Below are 22,011 nucleotides of genomic sequence, written 5' to 3' on the forward strand. Positions count from 1 at the left end.
TTTTAACTGTTTTTAATAAGCCAGGTATCCATCAAAAAATTATTATGGGTCGGTAAAGCAGAAAAGCTTAGATTTAAACGGTCAAATAATAACTCTAGATAATCAAAAATTATCCTTTGTATATATAGGAAAATTATCTCTTAAAAAAAAGCCTCTATTTAAAGTTTATTTTTGTGCCCCTGATTACCTAAAACCCAGGATTAATATCGGGGACTATCTCCGGAACTAGACCATTTTTCAAGATACAGGAATCTATATCTTGAGCATCTGAGATAATTTGTCGGTGCGCCCAAGCTAACCTGTGATTATCCAACTTCACCTCTATCCAGCCTCCTTCTGTCTGCTTACCCGTCACCGGAAGCCGCTCTCTGGCAACAGATTTGATCAGATTAGGTCGAAAAGAAGCAGGCTCAGAGCGTAAATTTCCGTTAACCACAACTGAGCAAGTTTTCTGATTTGGCGAAGTCGCGGTATTAGAAGAAGTAGTTTTAGAATTAAAGCCTTGGTCAAGATTTATACCACCAGAGTTTATTAATGAGGGTTGAGGTGGTGATAATAGCAAACGAGTTAAATTAGCAACAGGTTTGACCAATACCTGATGGGAAAGATCGAACATCAGAGCTAGAATTGTTAAGCTTCCTCCAATTCCTATTCCCAGAAGAAATTGCTTGGGCAAAGTGGAAACGGTAGCAGTGTTAGTGGGTAGTTCTTGCGGATTAGATGAGGAATGAATAGCAAAATCAAGCTGAGTGGCTTCTCCCTCTGGTGTTGCTGTTTCTGCTAGTGGTATTATGCTCTCCCTAAGAGGTTCTTCTTTGACTTCGCTAGCACTATTAGTTGATTTTGAATTTTTAGCGTTTTCTTGAGAAGTAGGAGATGCAGCCTTTAGTATTTGTCGAGCAACACGTGCTTCAATTAGTGCGATATCTTCCTCTTTAATTTCCAGAGATTGTCGCAGATGACTTAAATTCTCACTATTGGGAAAACTTAGAGGGGAATTGCTGTGGAGTGCTGTTTGCAATTCCTGCTCATATCGCAGCAATTTTTCTTGATACTCTAGATAATTTTTGAGGATTTCAGCTTCGATAGAGTCACATTCTTCAGGAGTGAGCTGCCAACTTTGAGCTAAGGTATTTAAGATATAACGACCAGCTTGAGAAATCTCACCGTGACTTGCCCAAAGCTCAACTTCTTGGCGATAGTTTTGCTTAAGCTCTTCCAGTGGTAGAGAAACTGGCAAAGTTTGAGGTTCTACGGGGATAGCATTGTCTGGCTTTACTATTAAGGCTGCTGCTTGAAGTTTGTGGCAAGTGTAATCGTGTAGCTGTTCAACTATTATCAAAGCTTCATTGAGTTGAGTCGCCGCTTTCTGTTCTGGTTCTTCGAGTAAGTAACGAGCGTAAACCAAAAGGTCAGAATTTTCTGGTTCAAAGGAATACTTAGTCGCACTCGCAGAGGAAAGGATTACCTTGCCATTACTAGCCAGCGGAATGCTAATGTCTACAGCGCCATCCTCTTTTGCCGTCATTGTTTTAGCAAAGGCGCTGCTGAAAGCACACTCTAGAATTATCACCTGCTGCTTGCAGGGGCTATTGCTCATGAGTTCTTGCGCTAAGCTAGCAGGAACCGTAGTTATCTTAATCAAATCGGTCTTGGAGTTTCGAGAAGTGATGCAGGTTGCCCAGTAAAGTTTACCGCGTTGATCAACAAGACCGTAGCCGGAGAAAAACAGCAATATTAAGTCATCTGCACTGCGACCAAAAAACAAATTTTCTATCGCCTTGCGCATCACTGGAGGGTTAGGATTGGACAGGGTTCTTACCTCGTCAAAACCGCCAGCCTCTGACGGCTGCAACACTCGCTCCATTGCTTCAATATCTTCAATTGCCCCAGGAAGTGGGTTCAATCCGGGCCCATATTCACTGATGCCAATCAGTAGTGCCACCTTCACCATGGGCAATTACCTATATCGCTACAATTTTTGCACCATCTAGAATCGCTACTGCTAGTGCAGCCTCTGAAATATGGTTATGATTACACCCTAGTAGTTAACTTCTATGCTTTTCTCTGTTATATCCTGTGGAAAATGCAACTCTTCAGGAAAAAGTTTAAATCTTGAGAAGTACTGACTGATTAAGAGAGTAGCGCGGTTCTTCTAGGCGGCTTCTGGATTCAGTTGAATCATTTTCCAAGTGACGTAAGTGCCAATGGGACTCCAAATTACGTAAGGCAACAACAACAAAAACGCCCAAAGAGAAATAGGTAAAACCAGAAGTGCCAAAATAATGCTCATAACTGCACCCGTGCCACCAATAATTGTGCCTACCTTAAGGCTACGCTGTAAGAACATCACTGGTGTGTAGGCAATGGTCACTAGTTCCAGCAAAAAGTATAGACCCATCAGCAGCCAAGTTTTTGCGCTGTATGGGTCGTTTTGCCAAACAATGTAAGCTGACCAAGCACCGCAGATAAAAATCACAGTCCAAATAAAAGGGATTGCTCGCTCAAAAGTCAACCATCTTGGACGTTGGAGGCGGTTGAACCATTTGGCATCTTGGGGTCTTATCAAGCTACCACCTAAACCTACTAGTAGGGTTATTGCCCCAATTACCATCCAAGATTTGATCATTTACTTAACCTGTGCAAAATCTTATTGGCTATTTTTATGGACTGATTTTCCCAAATTTAGGGATTGGCGTGAACAAGGCTTAGTTAAGGGATTGATCGCCTAGGATAAGGATTTATCTCAATAATAAAGAAACTAAACTTTTTAGCTAACTACCCCAGGGATGAAATTGAACCCATGGGGAATTGTGCTCTACGTCGTCATGAGTCAGATGGCTGCTTTCCCTGGTAAGCACGGATCATTGCCTGGGTTCCCTGTTCACCACCTGCGCCGTTATCCATGGCTTGAACAGTTTTAAATAGGCTTTGTGCCATTGCCAATCCCGGTAACTCTTGACCAGATGAGTTGAGACTTGCCTGCACCAGCCTCAAATCCTTGATGATGTGCTTAATCATAAAACCTGGTCGGTAATCTGACTCGGCGATTTTTGGCCCTAGGTTAGAGAGTGCCCAAGAGCCAGCAGCACCAGTACTGCAAACCTCGACCATAAGATTCGGGTCGATTCCCTGTTGCCGAGCTAGTTGCATTGCCTCGCACAAAGCTACCATATGAACAGCAGCAAGCACCTGGTTACAGAGTTTTACTCCTTGACCACTGCCTACTGGCCCACAAAGGCGAATAGTTTTGCCTAATACTTCCAGCAGTGGCTTAATCTCCTGAAAATCTTGCTGCTCACCCCCAACCATAATCGTCAAGGTGCCATTTTTCGCCCCAATATCTCCACCAGAAATCGGCGCATCCAGAAAACGTAGATTGTGTTTTTTAAGTTCGGCTCCTATTTGGCGGGCAGCATCTGGACCAATCGTACTAGTATCAATTAATATAGCGCCCGGTTTTGCCGATTCAGCAACTCCCCGACTTCCCAGGATGACTTGCTCAACATCAGGAACATCACTGAGACACAAAAAGATGATGTCTGCTGTCTCAACTGCCTCACCAATAGAGGAGACTATTGTAGCACCAGCATTGGCTGCTACTTCTATGCCAGGACGTTTCGGGGTTCGGTTCCAGGCTTTGACTGAGTAACCGCCTCGTACCAAATTTGCCGCCATCGGGCCACCCATGACGCCGAGTCCGAGAAAGGCAATCTGTTGATGCATGCTAGTAACTCCACTAGTTAGGGTATAAATCGGACTTAATCCTAGTGTTATTGTCTAGCAAAACATTATCTGAGTAATCTAGAGCTAGCGGGGAGGCGATTTAGTAGTCAAATTAAAAAAGGGAAAGTTAGACCTCAAAATCAAAACAGTCTTGCTCAGCCAATCGCACTTTGCTCGGACAACTGGAGCAAATTTTGTAGTCTCTCAATCAAATCTAGAGTTTGTTGGTAAGCCGTTGTATTGCCTTGCTGTTGGAAGTGTTGGGATGCGGCTTTCAGATCAGACATCGCTGCTTGCTGATAGCCAAGCTGATGGCGAATTAGACCCCGATTAACGTAAGCTTCAGCATGGTTAGGATCTAGTTGCAGTGCTAGTGAAAAATCTCGAATTGCGCCTCGATAGTCACCTACAGTGTGACAAGCACAAGCTCGGTTGTAGAAAGCTCGGTGATCGCTATTATTAAGACTAATTGCCTGATCAAAATCGGCGATCGCGCCTGGTAAGTTATTTAACATTAGCTGAGCTAAACCACGGTCGTTATAAATATCTGCCAGCGGAAGATCAGAAGGCCACTGATTTTTGTTTAAAATTTGCTCATAATCGGCGATCGCCGCTGTGTAATCTTTTAATTCAAAATGCGCCAATCCTCGGTTGTAGTAGGCGCGATGATCATCAGATTTTAATTTTGTAACCTGGGAGTAATCGAAAATAGCAGCTTGATATTGCCCCAGTCTGTAATTGGCTAGCCCTCGGTTGAGATAAGCTTCACGGTTATCGGGATTGAGTTGTGCCGCTTGAGTGCAATCTTCAATGGCTTTTGTGTAATTCCTTAATTTAAGGTAGACTAAGCACCGATTACTGTAAGCAGCGTCAAAGTCTTCTTTCAGCTTAATTGCTTGGGTAAAATAAGCTTTTGCTGGTGCATATTTTTCTTGTTGAGCTTTGTCTACGCCTAGTTCAAAAAATTCACTGGCACTCATCTGGTCGCTATTTACTGGTGCTGCTTGGGCTGTCTTAGTCAACGGCATAAAAATGAGCAACGCAGCGACACCGAAGCTGAAAAAGGCTCGGAAAAAGTGACTCATATTATCTGAATAAATTGCTACAGAGCAATATACTAGATATGGGAATTAGTACTCGATAACCCACATATTTTTTTCGCTTTATTCACCTCTCTAGAGAGAGAGTAAGTACTAAATTTGCTTTCATTGTCAGGGCTACAGCTCTCAAGGTCAAAAGACGAGCTGTCAAACTTGTAATCATGGCAACTGGGAGACAAAATTTAGCCTTTGTCAGGTGGAATAGAGAAGTTTACTAGCTCTCAAATAGCTTGAAGGAGGTTGTCTTCCCCTTTTCACAAAGAAAGACAACCTCCTTCTATACACGGTATTCTAGACTTTACTCTCCCAGGATTAATCGAATATGGGACTATTCCACAACTAGTTTGCCAACCATACCAGCACCACGGTGAGGTTGGCAGTAGAATGTGTATTCGCCTGAGGGAGTGCCTTCAGGGATTTTTGACTCATAGGATTCACCAGGAGCAAACAATAATTTGTCTTTAGACATTGACTTTGCTAAGTCGCCATCAAAGACAACGTTATGAGGAGCAAGTTTGTTCATCTGCCACTTGATTGTGTCACCAGGCTTGGCTTTTACTGTGCTGGGTACAAACTGCAGCATGCCACTGTCTGCACCCATTTTAACTGTATAAGTTTCTGCTGCCGCAGGGGAAGCTGTTAGGGCAAAACTAGCAACTACCAACACAACAGTAGACAGTAGCAAACCCAGCTTGCGTAGCATTGTGGCTCTAAATTTCATCGTTTTATCCTAAAGATGCGCAGAATTCTTCGTCATTAAGATTTTAGAACAACTGAGCACCAACGGAGCCTAAGCAGCAAAAATCACTCACTCCTCGATCACTGTGAGGAGCAATTATAGCCTGGGATGACAAGCTTTGTACTTATGGCAAATTGATCTGAGTGGGTAAGGCGCAGTAGCCTTGCTCGTGAAGCGTTCTGGAACTACCAGCCCTGATCAGCTTGTTCTAAAACATAACTAGCAACATCTTCAATTTCCTGGCTACTTAGTTTGCCTTGAAAACGGGGCATAGCGTTTTTGCCATTAGTCACCTGGTAGCTAATTGCCTCTAGTGAGTTCATGTCATACTTTTCTAGAGCCTCTTTCTTCAAGGTTTTATTTCCCATGATCACGTTGCCACCACCCATGTGACAAGCGGCACAGTTGGCCGCAAAAATTTTGGCACCAGATGCCGCATCACCTGCCAAAACAGGACGGCTCAAGGCAAAACTCAAAAAAGCGATCACCAACAAAGCAACCGTAAAAATTTTTCTCATGTGCATTCTCCTCTAGTTATGACAACGACCAGTAAGCTGTAACAGTGCCGATTATTATTACAGAGGAAGGCAACCGTACAAGTCAAAAGACAAGCCGTCAAACTTTACAGCAAAGCCTGTAATCTAGTAGACCTCGGCTTTAATCTGCCAACCCGTAGTGTGAGCGTCTCGCTCACGCGGGCAAGATGCCCGCACTACAGTTGCTAAACTTCCGCCATCCTGTACTAGCAGATGATTGCCTCTAGCCAAAACACCTAAAACTACTCATGACTCCTTTGCCCGATCACCGTCCCAAACAACTCTCCCTTGGCCCTTTAGAACAGGAGATATTACATATCGTCTGGGAACTAGGTTGTGCCACGGTTAAGGACGTGCATGAACTGATTTTGAGTGATCCCAATCGAGAGTTAGCCTATACTTCAGTCACTACGGTGCTGCGTCGCCTCACCCAAAAAGGTTGGCTAACTTGTGATAAACAAGGACGTGTCTTTTACTGGAAGCCTTTGCTATCTAGCCAAGAAGCACAGGTATTACAAGCTCATGAGCAGCTCAACCGATTTCTCGCCATAGGCAACCCGGATGTGGTTGCGGCTTTTGCTGATAGCTTGGACACTGCCAGCATCGAGCAAATTGAAGCGATCGCTCTGCGGCTGAAAGCAGCACGTCAAGCAAGAGAGGAGGAAGGGTAATGCATTTAATCATGATTCTGACAGCAGTTGGGCTGGCGTGCTGGCTTAGAGGCAACTGGTATCAAGCAAGTGGTAACTGGACACAACGTTGGCAACGAGCGCTATTATTCTTTTTGTTGCCGCCTCTACTGCTGATTATGACTGCCCTAGCTGTGCTGTGCATGGGGCCGCAGGGGAAAATGATGGGATTGCACACTGACTGGTTAAGCTACTGTTTGATTGTGGCATGGGTCGTTTTAGTCGTTGTTTTTGGCTTAAGGCTAGCTTTGGAGGCTAGCGAGTCTGTGCAAAGAATCCGTAGTTATCACCAGATTGACTTAGATGGGATACCAGCTCGTTTACTAGAGCATCCGATGCTATTTATTGCCCAGATTGGCTTATGGCAACCAGAACTAGTTATTAGTCAAGGACTTTTGCAGGAACTAAAGCCGCCTCATTTAGAGGCAGTTTTAGCCCATGAGCAGGCTCATCTCTATTACAGAGACACTTTTTGGTTTTTCTGGTTGGGTTGGTTGCGTCGGCTGAGTAGCTGGTTGCCGAATACTGAGGCATTATGGCAAGAACTACTAATATTGAGGGAAATCCGAGCAGATCGCTGGGCAGCAGAACGCGTAGATGCCTTAGTCTTAGCAGAATCATTGCTGACTGTAGTCAGCGCGCCCATGATTGGCTCAAAAAGCTTCTGTGCAGCTTTCAGCCGCCAGGCTCCTGCTAATCGCCTACAAGAAAGAATCGACGCGCTGTTAGAAGAGCCAGACTTATCTACTGCTTCCAGCTCGTGGGCTTGGAGTTGGGTAATTTTAGGGTTGTTACCTTTAGTAACTGTGCCATTTCATAGTTAATCGCTCTAAGCAGAAAACACCTACTCCTGATTGAGAAATTCCTCGGTATAATCATTGCAAAATTTAGCGAAAAAGGGTAACAAGACTACTAGTGAATGAGCTAGAAATTTAGTCATTTTAGTTACCTCTGAATTAGACGTCATCTTTACTTTGACCAGGGACTGCTCTAGTCTGCTTTTTAGTAAAATGCAAAAAAAAGCAGTCATCGCGATATCCTGATTAGGATTAACTCTAGAGGATATTACTAAGGCAAACGCCAAATTTTAATTGTTCTGTCAGAACTACAACTAGCGACAGTCTTGCCATCGCGGCTAATTGCCAAATCAATCACAGAGCTAGAATGACCACTAAGAGTGCGGATTTCTTCTCCACTTTTTAGATCCCACACTTTGATTGTTTGATCAGAACTGCCACTGATTATGGTTTTGGAGTCTGGACTGATAGCAACAGCTAATACCGAATCCTTATGTCCGCTAAGGTTACGGATTGCTTCTCCAGTTTTAAAATCCCACACTTTGATGATGTTGTCATAACCGCCACTTACCACAGTCTTGTTATCTGAGCTGATGGCAACAGATAAAACTGAGTTTTCATGACCTTTTAGGGTACGGATTTCTTTTCCTGTTTTCAGATTCCATAGTTTCAGCGTATCGTCGGAACTACCACTTACTAGTATCTGTCCGTCAGGGCTAATAGCAACCGATAAAACTGAGTCGTTATGTCCTGTCAAGGTACGGATTTCGTATCCAGTGATCAACTCCCATAATTTGATAGTGCAATCAGAACTACTGCTAGCTAAAGTCTTACCGTTAGGACTGACGACAACAGACAAAACTGAGTCTAAATGCTCGTCTAGTGTCATAATTTCTTTTCCTGTAGCTAACTCCCAGATCTTAATAGTATTGTCGGAACTGCTACTAATTAATTTTTGTCCGTCAGGGCTAATGACAACAGATAATACTGACTTATTATGCCCTTTAAATGTCTGAATTTCTTCTCCGGTGTCGAGATGCCAAACTTTAATTAGATCGTCATAGCCACCACTTATTAGAGTCTGTCCATCCGGACTAATAGCAACAGATAAAACTGAGTCTTCGTGTCCTTTTAAGGTGAACTTTTTCTCAGTTAATGTATAGTTTAAGTTGCCTAAGTCAAGAGGAGCATTCTCCAACGCCAGAGATTGCTCTGATTGCTGGAGTTCCAGGGGCTTTGTTTGGGTAAGCAGCTTTTGTAGTTCCGATAGCAATATCTGGCGCTCTTGTTTAGCTTGCTTAAGCTGTTGCTGAATCTCAGCCAACTGCTCTTCTAAGGATAATCGGGCATGTTGCCCACCTGGAGGGGACTGCAACTTAACCCACATCTGCTTTGCCCAAGTTAATTTCGTCCCTTCTTTTTGCAAAAATTCTTCAGATAAAGTTGCTGGATAGGGCGTCAAATCCCAACCACATACCGAACAGCAATCAATCTTGCCTGCGGCGTATTCAGTTTGGCAAACCGGACATTGAGAAACGGTCATACTTCGTATTGTTGATCAGCAGCGAAGCTCATTTTACCGCTGAGAGCTTGCTAGTTGGCATAAGATAGTTCGCATTAGTTAATCTCTAACCACCCCCTCCAGGACAAAGCAGAGTATGTCACAATGCGAAACATTAATCTATGTTCACACAAAAAACTGACTTGCTAACTCACACTTAGAGGGAAAGATGCCATGAACTCCAGGATTTATCGAATTAGTTCATTGAAAATTATCGGTATACCCTTAAGAGCATTGATCATCGGTATAAGTATCAGTATTTTTAGTAGAGGACTGCTGGCACAGACACCAACTCTCACTGAGAACCTGATTGATCTAAACTCTCCCCAAGGAGAGCAGTTACTGATGACTAGTCAAGCCAGAAAAGACTATTTGCCTCTCAGTATTCACTTTATCACTCAAGAAAACCTTGCTTACTGTGGAGTTGCTAGTATTGTGATGGTACTCAATGCCCTCTCGATTCCTGCACCAGAATCGCCTGGGTTTGGTCAATATCGCTTCTTCACTCAAGAGAACTTTTTCAATTCACAGGCTAAAAAAGTTATAACACCTGATGTTGTTGCTCGTCAGGGTATGACTTTAGAAGAATTGGGTCAACTTTTAGAAAGTTATCCTGTAAAAGCGCAAGTCTACCACGGTGGCGATGTAACTCTAGAAGAGTTTCGCCGACTACTGGCTCAGAATTTGCAGGAAACAGGAAATTTTGTCTTAGTTAACTATTTGCGCAAAGCAATTGGTCAAGAAACAGGGGGACATATCTCTCCTGTGGCCGCTTACAACGAACAAGAGGATCGCTTTCTCATCCTGGATGTTTCCCGTTATAAATATCCCCCAGTGTGGGTAACAGCAGAAGAACTCTGGCAGGCAACAGCAACGGTAGATCCGGTTTCTGGCAAAACGCGGGGTTTTGTGCTGTTAAACCAACGCTAATCGATATTAGTTCTCTAGCTGTCAATAGCTAACAGGGAAGTAGGAGATCATTAAGGATTTACTAATTACCCCTACTAAGACACAGGAATTTTTCGAGAATAAAATAGCTAGAGTTTATCTTCAGATAAACTTTGTATCCCTTGTCACTGCTCAATGAGTTTAGCGACAACAGGGCAATACTGAAATGAGAAAAAACAAGTACTAATTTTATTTTGGCTGTGATCTAGTAAATAATATGATCTTCTTTCCTGGAAAGGAGCGCTAATTATTCTGAAAACATCTTTTATTTTATTCTGGTCAGAGTTATAAAAGATGGTTAATAATATATTTTGAAGAATTATTTTTTAAGAATTGTGAACTCTTAAAATCAATCAATTTATTTAACTAAAGATAACTTATCAAACATTTTCTAACATGAACAACCCTTTACCAGAAAAGAACAAAGGCAAAATTTTAGTCGTTGATGATAGTGCTACTAACTTGCAGCTATTGGTCAATATTTTGTCAGCTAGGAACTATCAAGTGCAACCAGCCCTAAACGGTAGATTAGCACTCTCAGTAGTACGAAGCATAAGCCCTGACTTGATTTTGCTGGACACCGTAATGCAGGACATAGACGGTTATCAGGTTTGCGAACAGCTAAAAGCAAATGAAGTAACTCGTGACATTCCGGTGATTTTTATCAGCGACCTCAATAACACAAGCAATAAGATAAAAGCTTTAGATGTTGGTGGAGTTGACTATATCACTACACCATTTCAAGCTGCTGAAATTTTAGCTAGGGTAGAAACGCATTTAGCAATGCGTCGCCTGGAAAAGCGTCTGAAGGATAAAAATGAGGCTTTAGCAAAAGCTTTACGAGAACTGAAGGTAACTCAAAATAAGCTTATAGAATCGGAGAAGATAGCAGCTTTGGGCAAACTGATTGCAGGTATTGTCCACGAACTCAATACATCCCTGGCAGTAATTCGTTCATCTGTAGATAATATTACTGAATTTCTAAGTAAACAGTTAGAACAGTTGCCAGATTTTTTTAGAGGATTATCTACTCAGGAACAAGAGGATTTCTTCATCCTATTCCGAAAGGCTATTCAGCAAGACAAAATTTTCTCTAGTCGAGAAAAACGACAATTTAAAAAAAAGTTAATTGAGCAGTTTACCTCTGAAAACATTACCAACGCTGATCTTATTTCTGACACCCTGGTAGATATAGGCATTTATAACGATGTTGAATCATTCTTGCCCTTCTTAAAAAAACATAAAAGTCAAAATATTTTAAATGAAGTTTATCAATTTACGAATCTACAAAGAAGTGTAAAAACTATCCTGATAGCAACAGATAAGGCTGTAAAAGTAGTATCTGCATTAAAAATTTATGCTTCTTATCAGAAGTCAGATAGCAAAATGAAAGCAAATATCATTCAAGGTATTGAAAATGTTTTGACTCTTTACCAACACCAATTAAAACAGGGCGTAGAAGTAATTAAAAATTATGATGCTTTGCCACCTATAGATTGCTATCCTTATGAACTCAACCAAGTATGGATAAATCTTGTTCATAATGCTTTGTGGGCAATGAACAATCAGGGGATATTAAGAATTGATGTTAAACAGCGTGCTCAGAATGTAGAGATAAGTATCACTGACAGCGGTGCAGGTATACCTCAGGGAATGCAACAGAAAATATTCCGGCCATTCTTCACCACTAAATTTACAGAAGAAGTAAATGGTTTGGGATTAGATATAGTTAAGAGGATTGTTGAAAAGCATCAAGGCAAAATTTTAGTTGATTCGATACCCAGTAAAACCACATTTACCATAGTTATTCCGATCAAAATGACAGAGGAAAGCCACTATGAACAAGCCAGTAATTTTATGTGTTGACGATGAAGTCATGATTTTAGATTGCCTAAAGCGGCAGTTAAAAACAGAATTTAGAAACACTTATGTCTATGAATTAGCAGAAAATGCCGATGAGGCAATGATACTTATCGAAGAACTAGAAAAGAATAAATCAGAAATCCTGGTAATTATTTCTGATTGGTTAATGCCTGGAATAAAAGGAGATGAATTTTTAATTGGTGTTCACCAAAAATTTCCTGATATCATCAAAATTTTATTAACTGGTCAAGCTGACGAAAAAGCTATTAGACGTGCTAATACTCAAGCAAATATGTATTGCCATTTGTGCAAGCCCTGGAGTGCTACAGAATTAATTGAAACGATTAAATCTGGTTTAAAAACAATATCAAAGTCATGAATAAACCTGTCATTGTCTGTGTAGATGATGAACCTAATGTACTGCAAACTCTCAAAAGAGAACTGAAGCGAGCAGTAGGCAATGAATATATTATTGAAACTGCTGATAATGGTCAAGATGCTCTAAGTTTATTTGCAGAATTATTAGAAGAAAAAAGGGAAATTGCCTTGGTAATTTCCGATTATATTATGCCCGGTATTAAAGGTGATGAATTACTAAGATTGATTCACCAAATATCACCGAGAACTATCAAAATAATGTTGACAGTGAAAGCGGAACTTGAGGCCGTCGGCAATGCCATAAAACATGCTAAGCTATATCGTTATATAACTAAACCATGGCAGTCTGAAGACCTGCAATTAACAGTTATAGAGGCAGTGCATAGCTATCTTCAGGATAAAAAACTGGCGGAGCAAAATGTCAAGCTACAGCAAATGAATCAACAATTAGAACAATTGAATCATGAGCAAGCTGTACTAATTGCTAAATTACATGAAAACGAGAGTCGCTTAACCAAATTCTTAGAAGCCATGCCAGTGGGAGTGGAAGTAATTGATGCTAATGGTACTCCCTACTACATTAATCAAAAAGCTCAGGAATTATTAGGTAAAGGAGTTGTCTTGGAAGCCACAGCAGAGCAAATAGCTGAGGTTTATCAACACTATATCGCAGGAACTACTCAAGTGTACCCTTCAGAAAAATTGCCATTGGTACGGGCATTAAAAGGCGAAAGTACTACTGCCGATAATATAGAAATTCACACAGGAGACAAGATTATTCCTATAGAAGCCTGGGGAACGCCAATTTATAATAAAGAAGGCAGTTTAGTTTATGCTCTCGCTGCTTTTCAAGACATTACCAAACGAAAACAAGCAGAAGCTGAACGAGAAAAGTTTACTGAAGAACTCTTTGAGTTGAATCAATCTTTTTCCCGCTTTGTGCCACGTCAATTCCTGCAATTTCTGGGCAAAAAAAGTATTATCGATGTCCAATTAGGCGACCAAGTGCAACAGGAGATGTCGGTACTATTTTCCGATATTCGCTCCTTCACAACTCTTTCAGAAAAAATGACGCCGGAGGATAATTTCAAATTTATTAATGCCTATCTGAGCCGCATGGAACCAGCGATTATTGAATACCAAGGTTTTATTGATAAATATATTGGCGATGAAATTATGGCATTGTTTAGTGGTGAAGCAGATAACGCTGTCAAAGCAGCGATTTCCATGCTACACCGTTTGGCAGAATATAATACAACTCGCCAAAGACCAGAGCGTCCCCCCCTCAAAATTGGCATTGGCATCAATACCGGTTCTTTGATGCTAGGAACGGTTGGGGGACATTCCCGAATGGATAGTACTGTTATTAGTGACGCCGTTAATTTAGCAGCTCGTCTAGAAAATTTAACTAAAGATTATGGCGTAAATTTATTAATCTCTCATCACACTTTTGCTCGCCTACAAAACCCTACTCAGTATGCTATCCGCTTGCTTGATCAAGTTAAAGTGAAAGGCAAATCAAAATCCGTCGCCGTTTTTGAAGTTTTGGACGGCGAACCAGAAGAGATCCGACAGGCTAAATTAGCAACAAAAACCATCTTTGAAGAAGCTTTACTACTTTACTATCGTCATAGCTTTAAAAAAGCAGCAGAATACTTTCAGGAATGTCTGCGTCAAAATCCCTGGGATCGAGCCGCAGAGATTTATCTAAAACGCTCTCACCAGCAAAGGACACTAGAAATAAGCGAAAATGCTGCTCCTTTACTCCCCGCAGTAGCGCAGGGTAACTCCGTCATTGCACAATAGATCTAGTTATGTTGCTCTTGCTTCCCTATATGCCAACTGTACTGACTAACGCTAAAAATTTACTTTCTGAACTGATTACTCAATATCGCCACCAAGTTGATTACCTGGCAATTCGTTTAGAAGAGTCGGAAGGAACCAACATTTCTTTGCGCAGTGATAAAGTGGAAACCCTCAGTGAAGGTCTTTCCGTTGGTGGACAAGTAAGGGCATGTTACAAAGGAGGGTGGGGCTTTGCTAGCTTCAATCAGCTTTCTACTATCAAAGAGCGAGTTGAGGAAGCAATAACAGCAGCGCGAATTGTCGGTGACGAGCAAACTATACTTGCTCCGATTAAGCCAGTGCAGGACGTTTGCCAACTTCCCTTAACTGGTACCGATCCCCGTAGTATCCCTCTGGCTCAAAAAAAAGAACTTTGCGATCGCTACAACGCCATCCTCAAGAACCTTGATCACCGCATCACTACCACCTCTGTAAGTTATGGCGATAGTACCCAAAGAGTGATTATTGCTACTTCCGAAGGCACTCTCATCGATCAATCCTGGGTAGATATGGAAATGCGCTTCGCCGCCACCGCCCGTAACGGCGACATTGTGCAAACTGGTAGAGAAACTACTGGCTCTCGTAAAGCCTACGAAGATCTTACCCAGCTTGACGAACAAGTACGTAGTGCAGCTAAGCGAGCCACAAATGCTCTCTCCTTACCACCCGTTAAGGGAGGTATTTATACCGTAGTCATTGACCCGATCCTCACGGGTTTGTTTGTTCATGAAGCCTTCGGACACCTTTCCGAAGCTGACATGGCCTATGAAAACCCAGATTTGCTAGAAGTTATGAGCATGGGTCGTCGCTTTGGGCCGCTTGAGTTACAAATCTTTGATGGCGCTGCACCAGCAGGACATCGTGGCAGCTACTTTTACGACGACGAAGGCACCCCAGCGACTACAACTCAGCTAATTAAAGACGGCATGTTAGTCGGGCGTCTTCACTCTCGCGAAACGGCCGGCAAGTTAGCAGAGACACCAACCGGTAATGCTCGCTGTCTTAACTACCATTATCCTCCTATCGTGCGCATGACCAATACCTGGATTGAGCGAGGGAAAACACCAGTAGAGGATTTATTTCAGGGAATTAACGAAGGCGTCTATGCCCGCAACTGGTTGGGTGGTATGACTAATGGCGAAATGTTTACCTTCAGCGCTGGTGAAGCGTGGATGATTCGCAATGGCAAATTGGCTGAACCGGTGCGGGATGTCACTCTTTCTGGGAATGTCTTCAAAACATTGGCAGATATTGAAGCAATTGGCGACGACTTTTACTGGGATGAATCCGGTGGCTGTGGCAAAGCAGGGCAAGGTGGTTTGCCAGTAGGCTGTGGGGGACCGAGTTTGCGGATTCGCGATGTGGTTGTTGGAGGAGAGGCTTAAAGATAATAGATGCAGGTGGTTTTCCTTTGGCTCAAAGGACTCTTGGGGACACAAATGACAAGGGGATTCAATCGAGAACTGACATCACCAGCCGAGACGATGGCTCCGATCACCAGAATTGATTAACTTTACTTTGCCAAATAGTATGATAATTTTTTTAACAGCTTCACTAAATAATGGTGAGCTGTTAATTTTTTTAAAAGAAAATTAGTTGTGTATTCCTTGGCAGAGTGATTATCAGGTGAATTCTTTAAATCCGGCTCAAGCTGAGCAACTCAAAAAAATCGGTGCCTATCTACGAGAAATTAGACAAGAGCAGTCAATATCGACAGAGCAAGTAGCTAACAAAACGTTTATTTCCTCGCGTTTGTTAAAAGCTCTCGAAGAAGGGCAATCGGATCAATTACCTGAACCTGTGTTTGTTCAGGGATTCATTCGTCGCTATGCAGATTGCCTCAATTTAGATGGTATGGCTTTAGCCAAAACCTTTCCTCTTAATGTCACACCAATTAATATCACACCAATAAAACCAGATGCATCTAGTCAGCAGATTCCTCAGTCTCCCTCGATAGACATCTCTTCTCGTGTAGCCGCCGTTAAATCTCAGACAGCACAGGCGATAGCTCTCAAACCACGCGCAGCAGTTATCAAACCTTATTTAAGCTACATTTTATTCTTTGTCGCAGCTGCCAGTGGACTGCTTTATTTAATCAATAGACCACAGACACTCCAATCCTCTACAGAGGCAAGAAAAGCATCAGCCACTCAGCAGCAAAAATTCACGAACAACTCCATTGCTTCGACAACTGTAGCTTCTACAGTCCCTAAAACTCCTGCGCCTGCACCCTTGGCTGTTAAATCTCCATCACCTAAAGCATCACCAGCTTCTCAGGCTAGTAAAGCGATTAAATTGGCAGTAAATCTGGAGGAGAAATCTTGGCTGCGAGTCATAGTTGATGGCAAAACTGAGTTTGAGGGCATCTTAGACAAAGGAGCTCAGCAAACTTGGACTGCCCAAAAACAACTGACTCTGAGATCTGGTAATGCTGGTGGTGTAGAGTATTCTTTGAACCAACAGCAACCAAAACTCTTAGGAGCAGTTGGTGCTGTTAAGGAAATGACTTTCACCCCCAATCAGTAGCTAAGCAGAATGGAGTGACCCTAAGGCTAAATCTACCTGTTTGAGTAGATCTGCTGGTGTAGAGGAGTTGTTTAGAACGACATCAGCACCAGCTATTTTTTCTGGCAAAGGTAGCTGAGAGTCGATCCGGGCAATTGCTTGCTCTGATGGGAGGCGATCGCGCTCCTCCAGGCGTCTTAGCTGTTGTTGTCTTGTGCAGCTAACTACCCAAATTTCCGTGACCAAATCAGTCATCTTGGCTTCAAATAATAAAGGCACAACTAACACCACTGTAGGAGCAACCAGAGTAGCGAGTTCCGATTGAAAGCGATCGCGTACGTAAGGATGGATCTGCTGTTCTAGCCACTGCCGCTCAACTGAGTCACTAAAAATAATTGCTCCTAAGCTTTGGCGATTAAGTTTACCATCGGCTAGCAGAACGCTAGAGCTGTAGCGCTCGACAAGCTTGGCTAATACTGGCGAACCCAGTTGTACAGCTTCTCTAGCGTAGATATCCGCATCTAAGATCGGTAGTGTCCAGGCATTAGCTAAGTAATTCGAGACGGTAGTTTTTCCAGTGCTAATGCCGCCTGTGAGACCAATAATCCTTTTTACCATTGCCATTCAGCCGCGAGCAATTCTCCAGCAGCATAACTGTCTAGGGGTCTAGAGAAAAAATAACCCTGACCATACTCACAATCAAGTGTGCGCAACTGTGATAATTGCAGTGTAGTTTCCACACCCTCAGCAATAACATCCATCTGCAAACGGTGAGCCAGAGTAATAATTGTCCGAATTACCTCTAAGCTATTGTCCTGAAAACCGAGGCGATTGACAAAAGAACGATCAATTTTTAAGGTATCAATCGGTAGCTGATGTAAACGTTCCAGGGAAGAGTACCCCGTGCCAAAGTCATCAATCGAGAGCTGAATTCCTAGAGTTTTTAGTTGCTTTAGCATCGCCGTTGAGGAGTTAACATTTTTCAATAAGCCGGTTTCAGTAATTTCCAGCTTCAAAGTGCGTCCCTCAATGCTTGTCTGCCGCAAAATTTTGTCCAATCGCTCTAAAAGGCTGAGTTGAGTGAGCTGCAAGCCAGATAAATTCATACTCATTGTCAAAGGAACCTCAGCAGCAAATCTTTGTTGCCAAATGCCAAGTTGAGTACAAGCCTCGCCAATTACCCACCAATCTATCAGATTAACCATCCCGGTTTCTTCGGCAACGGGAATAAATTCTGTGGGTGATACCATTCCCCTCGTCGGGTGGTTCCAGCGCACCAGAGCCTCAAAACCGCTAATCTTACCAGTTTTTAAGGACACTATTGGCTGATAGTAGACTTGAAACTCCTGACGTTCTAGTGCCCGTCGCAAGTCAGTTTCTAGTTGAAAACGCGCCACCACTTGTTCGTGCATGGCAGGATGAAACACCGCGTAAGGTTTTAAACCGTGTAACTTGGCATGATGCCTTGCCGTATCAGCCGCGCGCAATAAGTCTTCTGGTAATTTCCCGCATGTTAAGGAAGGCCATAGTCTTGCTGAAGAAGGGGGGTAGGAGGCTTCTGGGCATGATTCTACAGGACAAGGTTGCCATTCCTGATCACTGGCTGACTGTTGAGAAGTGCACAGCACAATGCCCATGCTACTACTAGAAAACACCTCACATCCCTCAAAGTCGAAAGGTAACATCAGTTGCTGATCAAGATGATCAGCTATTTTGGTAACTTCTTCCCGATCTTGGATATCCGCTAGCAAAATCGCTAACTCTGCTGACCCTAGTCTGGCTAAGGTATCATCAGGCTGTAGGCAAGCCTCTAGTCGTTTGGCAGTAGCAATCATCAGTTGATCGGCCGCTGCGTGACCTAAGCTGTACTTAACCATTTCAAAGCGCTCTAGCTCAAGAAACAGGACAGCGAATAAACCAGACTGACGATTTTTCCTTCCGACAATCAGTTGTTCTAAGCGCTCTAGGAACCAAGCTCGATTAGGTAAACCTGTTAATGGCTCATGAAAAGCATAACGCCGCACTTTTTCTTCTGTCTGTTGGCGTTCAGTAACATCTTGCACCATGGAGAGGGTACCCACTACTGAGTTATCCGTCGCCTTTAGGGGTGTACTATACCAATCGCAGATGATCACTCGACCATCTTTGGTTAAGTTTTCGTTGATGCTATGCACCGTTGTCTCACCCGTTGCCAGTTGCTGATAAATATTTTCTATATGGGAGCGAAGTTGGGGTGAGACGATGAGATCACAAGGATTTTTCCCTAGCACCTCTTCCTTTGTAAAGCCAAAAATTTTCTCAGCGGCGGGATTCCAATCTTTTAGGCGTAGTTGTCCATCATTGATAATACAGCCGATGGGCATTTGGTCAACTTGTAGTTGTAGGCGCTCTTGTAAATGCTTGGTTTCTTCATACAACTGAGCGTTGAGAATCGCCATTGTACACCGTTCAGCAGTAATTTCTAGCAGGTTAAGTTCGCGATCGCTAGGGGGATGAATACTCAACCAATCTAGATAAAGCACTCCCACTAAATTACTATTACGCTCTAGCGGCACACCTAACATGGTGCGAATACCGGACTCTTTGGTTAACTGACCAACTACACTACAGTCTGCCTGAGCATCTTCAATGTAAAGCGACTGCATAGTTGCGGCAATTCTACCCGCAAAACCTTCCCCTATAGCAACAGCATAAGCTGGGCAAGTTTGTTGCTCAATACCAATACAGGCGCGCACTTCCAGACGGTTATCTTTTTTCAAAAGAATCACTCCAGCATCCGCATGCATCACTTCTAAAATGCGCTGGAGGAGTACATTGAGTAGTTCTTCTAGATTTAAAGTGCTGACGCTATTAGCGGTAACACTACTCAAGGCTGCTAAGTCTTCTTTCTCTTGTTGGAGTTCTTCCAGTAACTGGTTGCTTTCGGTAAACAAAATACTGTAACTTGCTTGCTGTGATTGTTCTTCCTGCTTCAAGATCCTGTAGAAAAGTCCACTGGTAAGTAGGACAAAGGCCAATCCTTTAAAAGTCTGTAGCTGTGTGAACAGTTTCGTGTCATTACTCAAAAATCTCAGTAGCCAGTCAGAAAATAGAATCCAGAGGCTGCCAAAACCTCCATAGATGAATAAGACTTTGCCTGCTAGGTTCTTTTGGTTAGCTAATTTATCTATCATTCTCCTTACTGGGCTTCAGTAAATGTAAACACTCAGATTAAAACTTAGTAGTTGATGGTGACTGAGAATACTGTAAAGCCCAGTTGCTTTATCTGGAATCTGAAGCAAAGAAACCCTAGCTATTTTTTTGATGAGAGTTACCTTTGTCTGCTGACCATTTGACAATTGCCTCAGTTAATCCTTCCAAAGTATATTCTTGTGCTTCGACATCTACTCGCCCTAGTAACTGGGTACAAGTAAGGGAAGTTTGAGGACCAATTGAGGCAATGCAAACATCTTGCAGCCAGGAGTGGAGATTGCTCAATTCTCCAGAGTCTGACAGTAAAGATGTCTCCAATAATTGACAAAAGTGCTTTACTGTTTTGGAACTAGCAAAGGTGATAACGTCTACTTTTCCCTGTTGCAAGGCATCTCGAGCTGCTGGTGCTATAGTAGTCGGACACTGGGATTGATAAGCCGCTACCTCTGTCACTTGTGCACCTTGAGCTGTAAACTCTTGCACTAGGGCTTCTCTCCCCCCAGTTTCTACCCTAGGGAACAAAATTTTTTTACCCTTGATTGACTCTGGAAACTTCTGTACTAGGCAATCTGCCACAAAATCTGGAGGTATAAAGTCGGGTTCTAAATCAAGCTCTTTAATAGTAGTAGCGGTTTTCTTGCCGACTACAGCAATTTTGATCTCGGCTAAAGCCTTGGCGTCTTTACCTTGGTTAAGTAGTCGCTCAAAAAAGTAATCGACTCCATTGCTCGAAGTTAGAATCAACCAGTCGAAGTTAGGTAAATTAGCGATCGCCTGATCTAAAGCTTCCCAATTAGAAGGCGGGCCAATGATCAAAGCAGGCATTTCAATAACTTGTGCTCCGGACAATTGCAAAAGTTCACTAAATTGACCTGACTGGCTAGCTGAGCGAGTGACTAAGATGGTTTTACCAATTAAGGCAGATAAGGCAGAAGATGGCATTTTGCTTAAAGATTGCAGACTAATAGGTAGAAGATTATCCTCCTCACCTACCTTTAGGGAAGGGTGAAATCCTGGGCAACTTGCGGTGTTACTCTATCGGCAGATGAGTAAGGAAGACAAGGAAGACAAGGGGGATGGGGTTCAGTAGTCAACTGATAGCTGACTAGGAGCAAAATAATCACCCATAATCCAAATCATTTGGTAACTATACAACTCCCAACTTCAATCTTCTGACTCTGGCGATCGCAGATAGTCTCTTAGTCCTACTACCTCGCCAATTACAATTACTACTGGTGAGAAAGAAACACCTGCCGTTTGCTGAACAATATTGGCTAAGGTGCCAGTCCAAATTTGTTGTTGAGGACGTCCACAAGCGCGAATCAAAGCGATGGGTGTTGTCGGCGATCGCTTATGCTGTTGCAGCAACTGGACTATTTGCTCTAAGTGACGGCCTCCCATTAAAATTACCAGAGTGTTGATCCTTGCCAGTGCTTCCCAATCAAGTTCTGCTGGCTGGTGGGCACTAACAACCACAAAACCCTTGCTCAGGAGAGGATCCGTCAAGGGAATTCCTGCTAATAGAGGTGCTGCTAGTGCTGAGGAAATTCCTGGTACTACTTCAAAAAGACAGCCAGCGGCATTCAAAGCTTGAATTTCTGAGCTAGCGCGACCAAAAATAAAAGGATCACCGCCTTTGAGTCGCACTACCTGCTTTTTTTGCAAGTATTGTTCTACCAACAGTTGGTTAATTTCTGCTTGAGTTTTGCTAGGTTTTCCTCCTCTTTTGCCAACATCCAACTTCAGGCAGTTAGCTGGCACTAGTTGCAATACTGAGGCATCGACTAAAGCATCATAGACTAAAACTTCTGCCTGAGTGAGGAGTTCTTGTCCCCGTACAGTCAGGTACTTAATATCTCCTGGCCCTGCACCTACAATGTAGATTTTGCCTTTTTGCTCGGTCATTATGCTTTTGTTCCGGCACCCTATTAGACATCTGCAGAAATTAAGATTTAGCAACCGTGGTACAAGGAGTACAGGGGTTTCAGGTTAATTATCAGAGATGTCTATTATACCAGTTTAAAAAAATGCTACAAATAGTCTGGATTGAAGTAATAAATAATAAGCATGCCCTTGAGCGGAGCGAAGGGTAATAAGCATGCCCTTGAGCGGAGCGAAGAGTAATAATTTTA

At 42.8% G+C, this 22,011-nt stretch carries 17 protein-coding genes and 1 pseudogene; 8 read left to right on the forward strand and 10 right to left on the reverse strand.

All coding sequences use genetic code 11. The annotated features are described in order from the left end of the window. Positions 1-187 precede the first annotated feature (187 nt). From ACT7WV_RS20465 to petJ, 6 genes are all read right to left on the reverse strand, one after another. Positions 188-1,954, reverse strand: coding sequence for a caspase family protein (locus ACT7WV_RS20465; protein WP_445104660.1), 1,767 nt, complete (start codon positions 1,952-1,954; stop codon positions 188-190). A gap of 201 nt (positions 1,955-2,155) precedes the next feature. Next, positions 2,156-2,629, reverse strand: coding sequence for a TspO/MBR family protein (locus ACT7WV_RS20470; RefSeq protein WP_445104661.1), 474 nt, complete (start codon positions 2,627-2,629; stop codon positions 2,156-2,158). Positions 2,630-2,826: 197 nt separating this feature from the next. Continuing rightward, positions 2,827-3,726: an NAD(P)-dependent oxidoreductase gene (locus ACT7WV_RS20475; protein WP_445104662.1), complete on the reverse strand. Its 900-nt coding sequence runs from the start codon at positions 3,724-3,726 to the stop codon at positions 2,827-2,829. Positions 3,727-3,881: 155 nt separating this feature from the next. Then, on the reverse strand, positions 3,882-4,811 hold the full coding sequence (locus ACT7WV_RS20480; RefSeq protein ID WP_445104663.1) for a tetratricopeptide repeat protein: 930 nt from the start codon (positions 4,809-4,811) through the stop codon (positions 3,882-3,884). Between the two features lie 343 nt (positions 4,812-5,154). Next, positions 5,155-5,547, reverse strand: coding sequence for a plastocyanin (petE, locus tag ACT7WV_RS20485; RefSeq protein WP_445104664.1), 393 nt, complete (start codon positions 5,545-5,547; stop codon positions 5,155-5,157). A gap of 203 nt (positions 5,548-5,750) precedes the next feature. Then, positions 5,751-6,083 (reverse strand): cytochrome c6 PetJ, encoded by a 333-nt coding sequence (petJ, locus tag ACT7WV_RS20490; protein ID WP_445104665.1) that lies wholly within the window; start codon positions 6,081-6,083, stop codon positions 5,751-5,753. Positions 6,084-6,349: 266 nt separating this feature from the next. On the opposite strand from petJ, the gene ACT7WV_RS20495 reads away from it, so the two are divergent. Then, the gene (locus ACT7WV_RS20495; protein WP_445104666.1) at positions 6,350-6,772 is read left to right on the forward strand and encodes a BlaI/MecI/CopY family transcriptional regulator; all 423 of its coding nucleotides are present in this window, start codon (positions 6,350-6,352) and stop codon (positions 6,770-6,772) included. Continuing rightward, complete coding sequence (locus ACT7WV_RS20500) at positions 6,772-7,614, forward strand: M56 family metallopeptidase (protein ID WP_445104667.1); 843 nt, start codon at positions 6,772-6,774, stop codon at positions 7,612-7,614. Before ACT7WV_RS20495 ends, ACT7WV_RS20500 begins: the two co-directional genes overlap by 1 nt. Positions 7,615-7,858: 244 nt before the next feature. On the opposite strand, the gene ACT7WV_RS20505 is transcribed toward ACT7WV_RS20500, so the two are convergent. Continuing rightward, positions 7,859-9,130 (reverse strand): hypothetical protein, encoded by a 1,272-nt coding sequence (locus ACT7WV_RS20505; protein ID WP_445104668.1) that lies wholly within the window; start codon positions 9,128-9,130, stop codon positions 7,859-7,861. 192 nt (positions 9,131-9,322) lie between these two features. Here ACT7WV_RS20505 and ACT7WV_RS20510 point away from each other — a divergent pair, with 192 nt between their 5' ends. The 6 genes from ACT7WV_RS20510 (at position 9,323) to ACT7WV_RS20535 (ending at position 16,708) form a co-directional block, all read left to right on the forward strand. Next, positions 9,323-10,078 (forward strand): phytochelatin synthase family protein, encoded by a 756-nt coding sequence (locus ACT7WV_RS20510; RefSeq protein WP_445104669.1) that lies wholly within the window; start codon positions 9,323-9,325, stop codon positions 10,076-10,078. A gap of 414 nt (positions 10,079-10,492) precedes the next feature. Further along, complete coding sequence (locus ACT7WV_RS20515) at positions 10,493-11,962, forward strand: sensor histidine kinase (protein ID WP_445104670.1); 1,470 nt, start codon at positions 10,493-10,495, stop codon at positions 11,960-11,962. Continuing rightward, positions 11,934-12,338: a response regulator gene (locus ACT7WV_RS20520; protein ID WP_445104671.1), complete on the forward strand. Its 405-nt coding sequence runs from the start codon at positions 11,934-11,936 to the stop codon at positions 12,336-12,338. Before ACT7WV_RS20515 ends, ACT7WV_RS20520 begins: the two co-directional genes overlap by 29 nt. Next, positions 12,335-14,143 carry a tetratricopeptide repeat protein gene (locus ACT7WV_RS20525; protein WP_445104672.1) on the forward strand — a complete coding sequence of 603 codons (1,809 nt, stop codon included), beginning with the start codon at positions 12,335-12,337 and terminating at the stop codon, positions 14,141-14,143. Before ACT7WV_RS20520 ends, ACT7WV_RS20525 begins: the two co-directional genes overlap by 4 nt. 29 nt (positions 14,144-14,172) lie before the next feature. Further along, positions 14,173-15,567: a TldD/PmbA family protein gene (locus tag ACT7WV_RS20530; RefSeq protein ID WP_445105700.1), complete on the forward strand. Its 1,395-nt coding sequence runs from the start codon at positions 14,173-14,175 to the stop codon at positions 15,565-15,567. Positions 15,568-15,808: 241 nt separating this feature from the next. Next, positions 15,809-16,708 (forward strand): helix-turn-helix domain-containing protein, encoded by a 900-nt coding sequence (locus ACT7WV_RS20535; RefSeq protein ID WP_445104673.1) that lies wholly within the window; start codon positions 15,809-15,811, stop codon positions 16,706-16,708. Here the strand turns inward: ACT7WV_RS20535 and coaE are convergent, their stop codons facing one another. The 3 genes and pseudogenes from coaE to cobA form a co-directional block, all read right to left on the reverse strand. Continuing rightward, entirely contained in the window at positions 16,709-17,305 is a 597-nt protein-coding gene (gene coaE, locus ACT7WV_RS20540; protein ID WP_445104674.1) for a dephospho-CoA kinase, read from the reverse strand. Then, the gene (locus ACT7WV_RS20545) at positions 17,299-19,860 is read right to left on the reverse strand and encodes an EAL domain-containing protein (RefSeq protein ID WP_445104675.1); all 2,562 of its coding nucleotides are present in this window, start codon (positions 19,858-19,860) and stop codon (positions 17,299-17,301) included. The genes coaE and ACT7WV_RS20545 overlap by 7 nt, the downstream gene beginning before the upstream one ends. A 115-nt stretch (positions 19,861-19,975) precedes the next feature. After that, a pseudogene (cobA, locus tag ACT7WV_RS20550) lies at positions 19,976-21,784 on the reverse strand (uroporphyrinogen-III C-methyltransferase). Positions 21,785-22,011 lie beyond the last annotated feature (227 nt).

The sequence above is a fragment of the Symploca atlantica LB2515 genome (genome assembly GCF_052546295.1).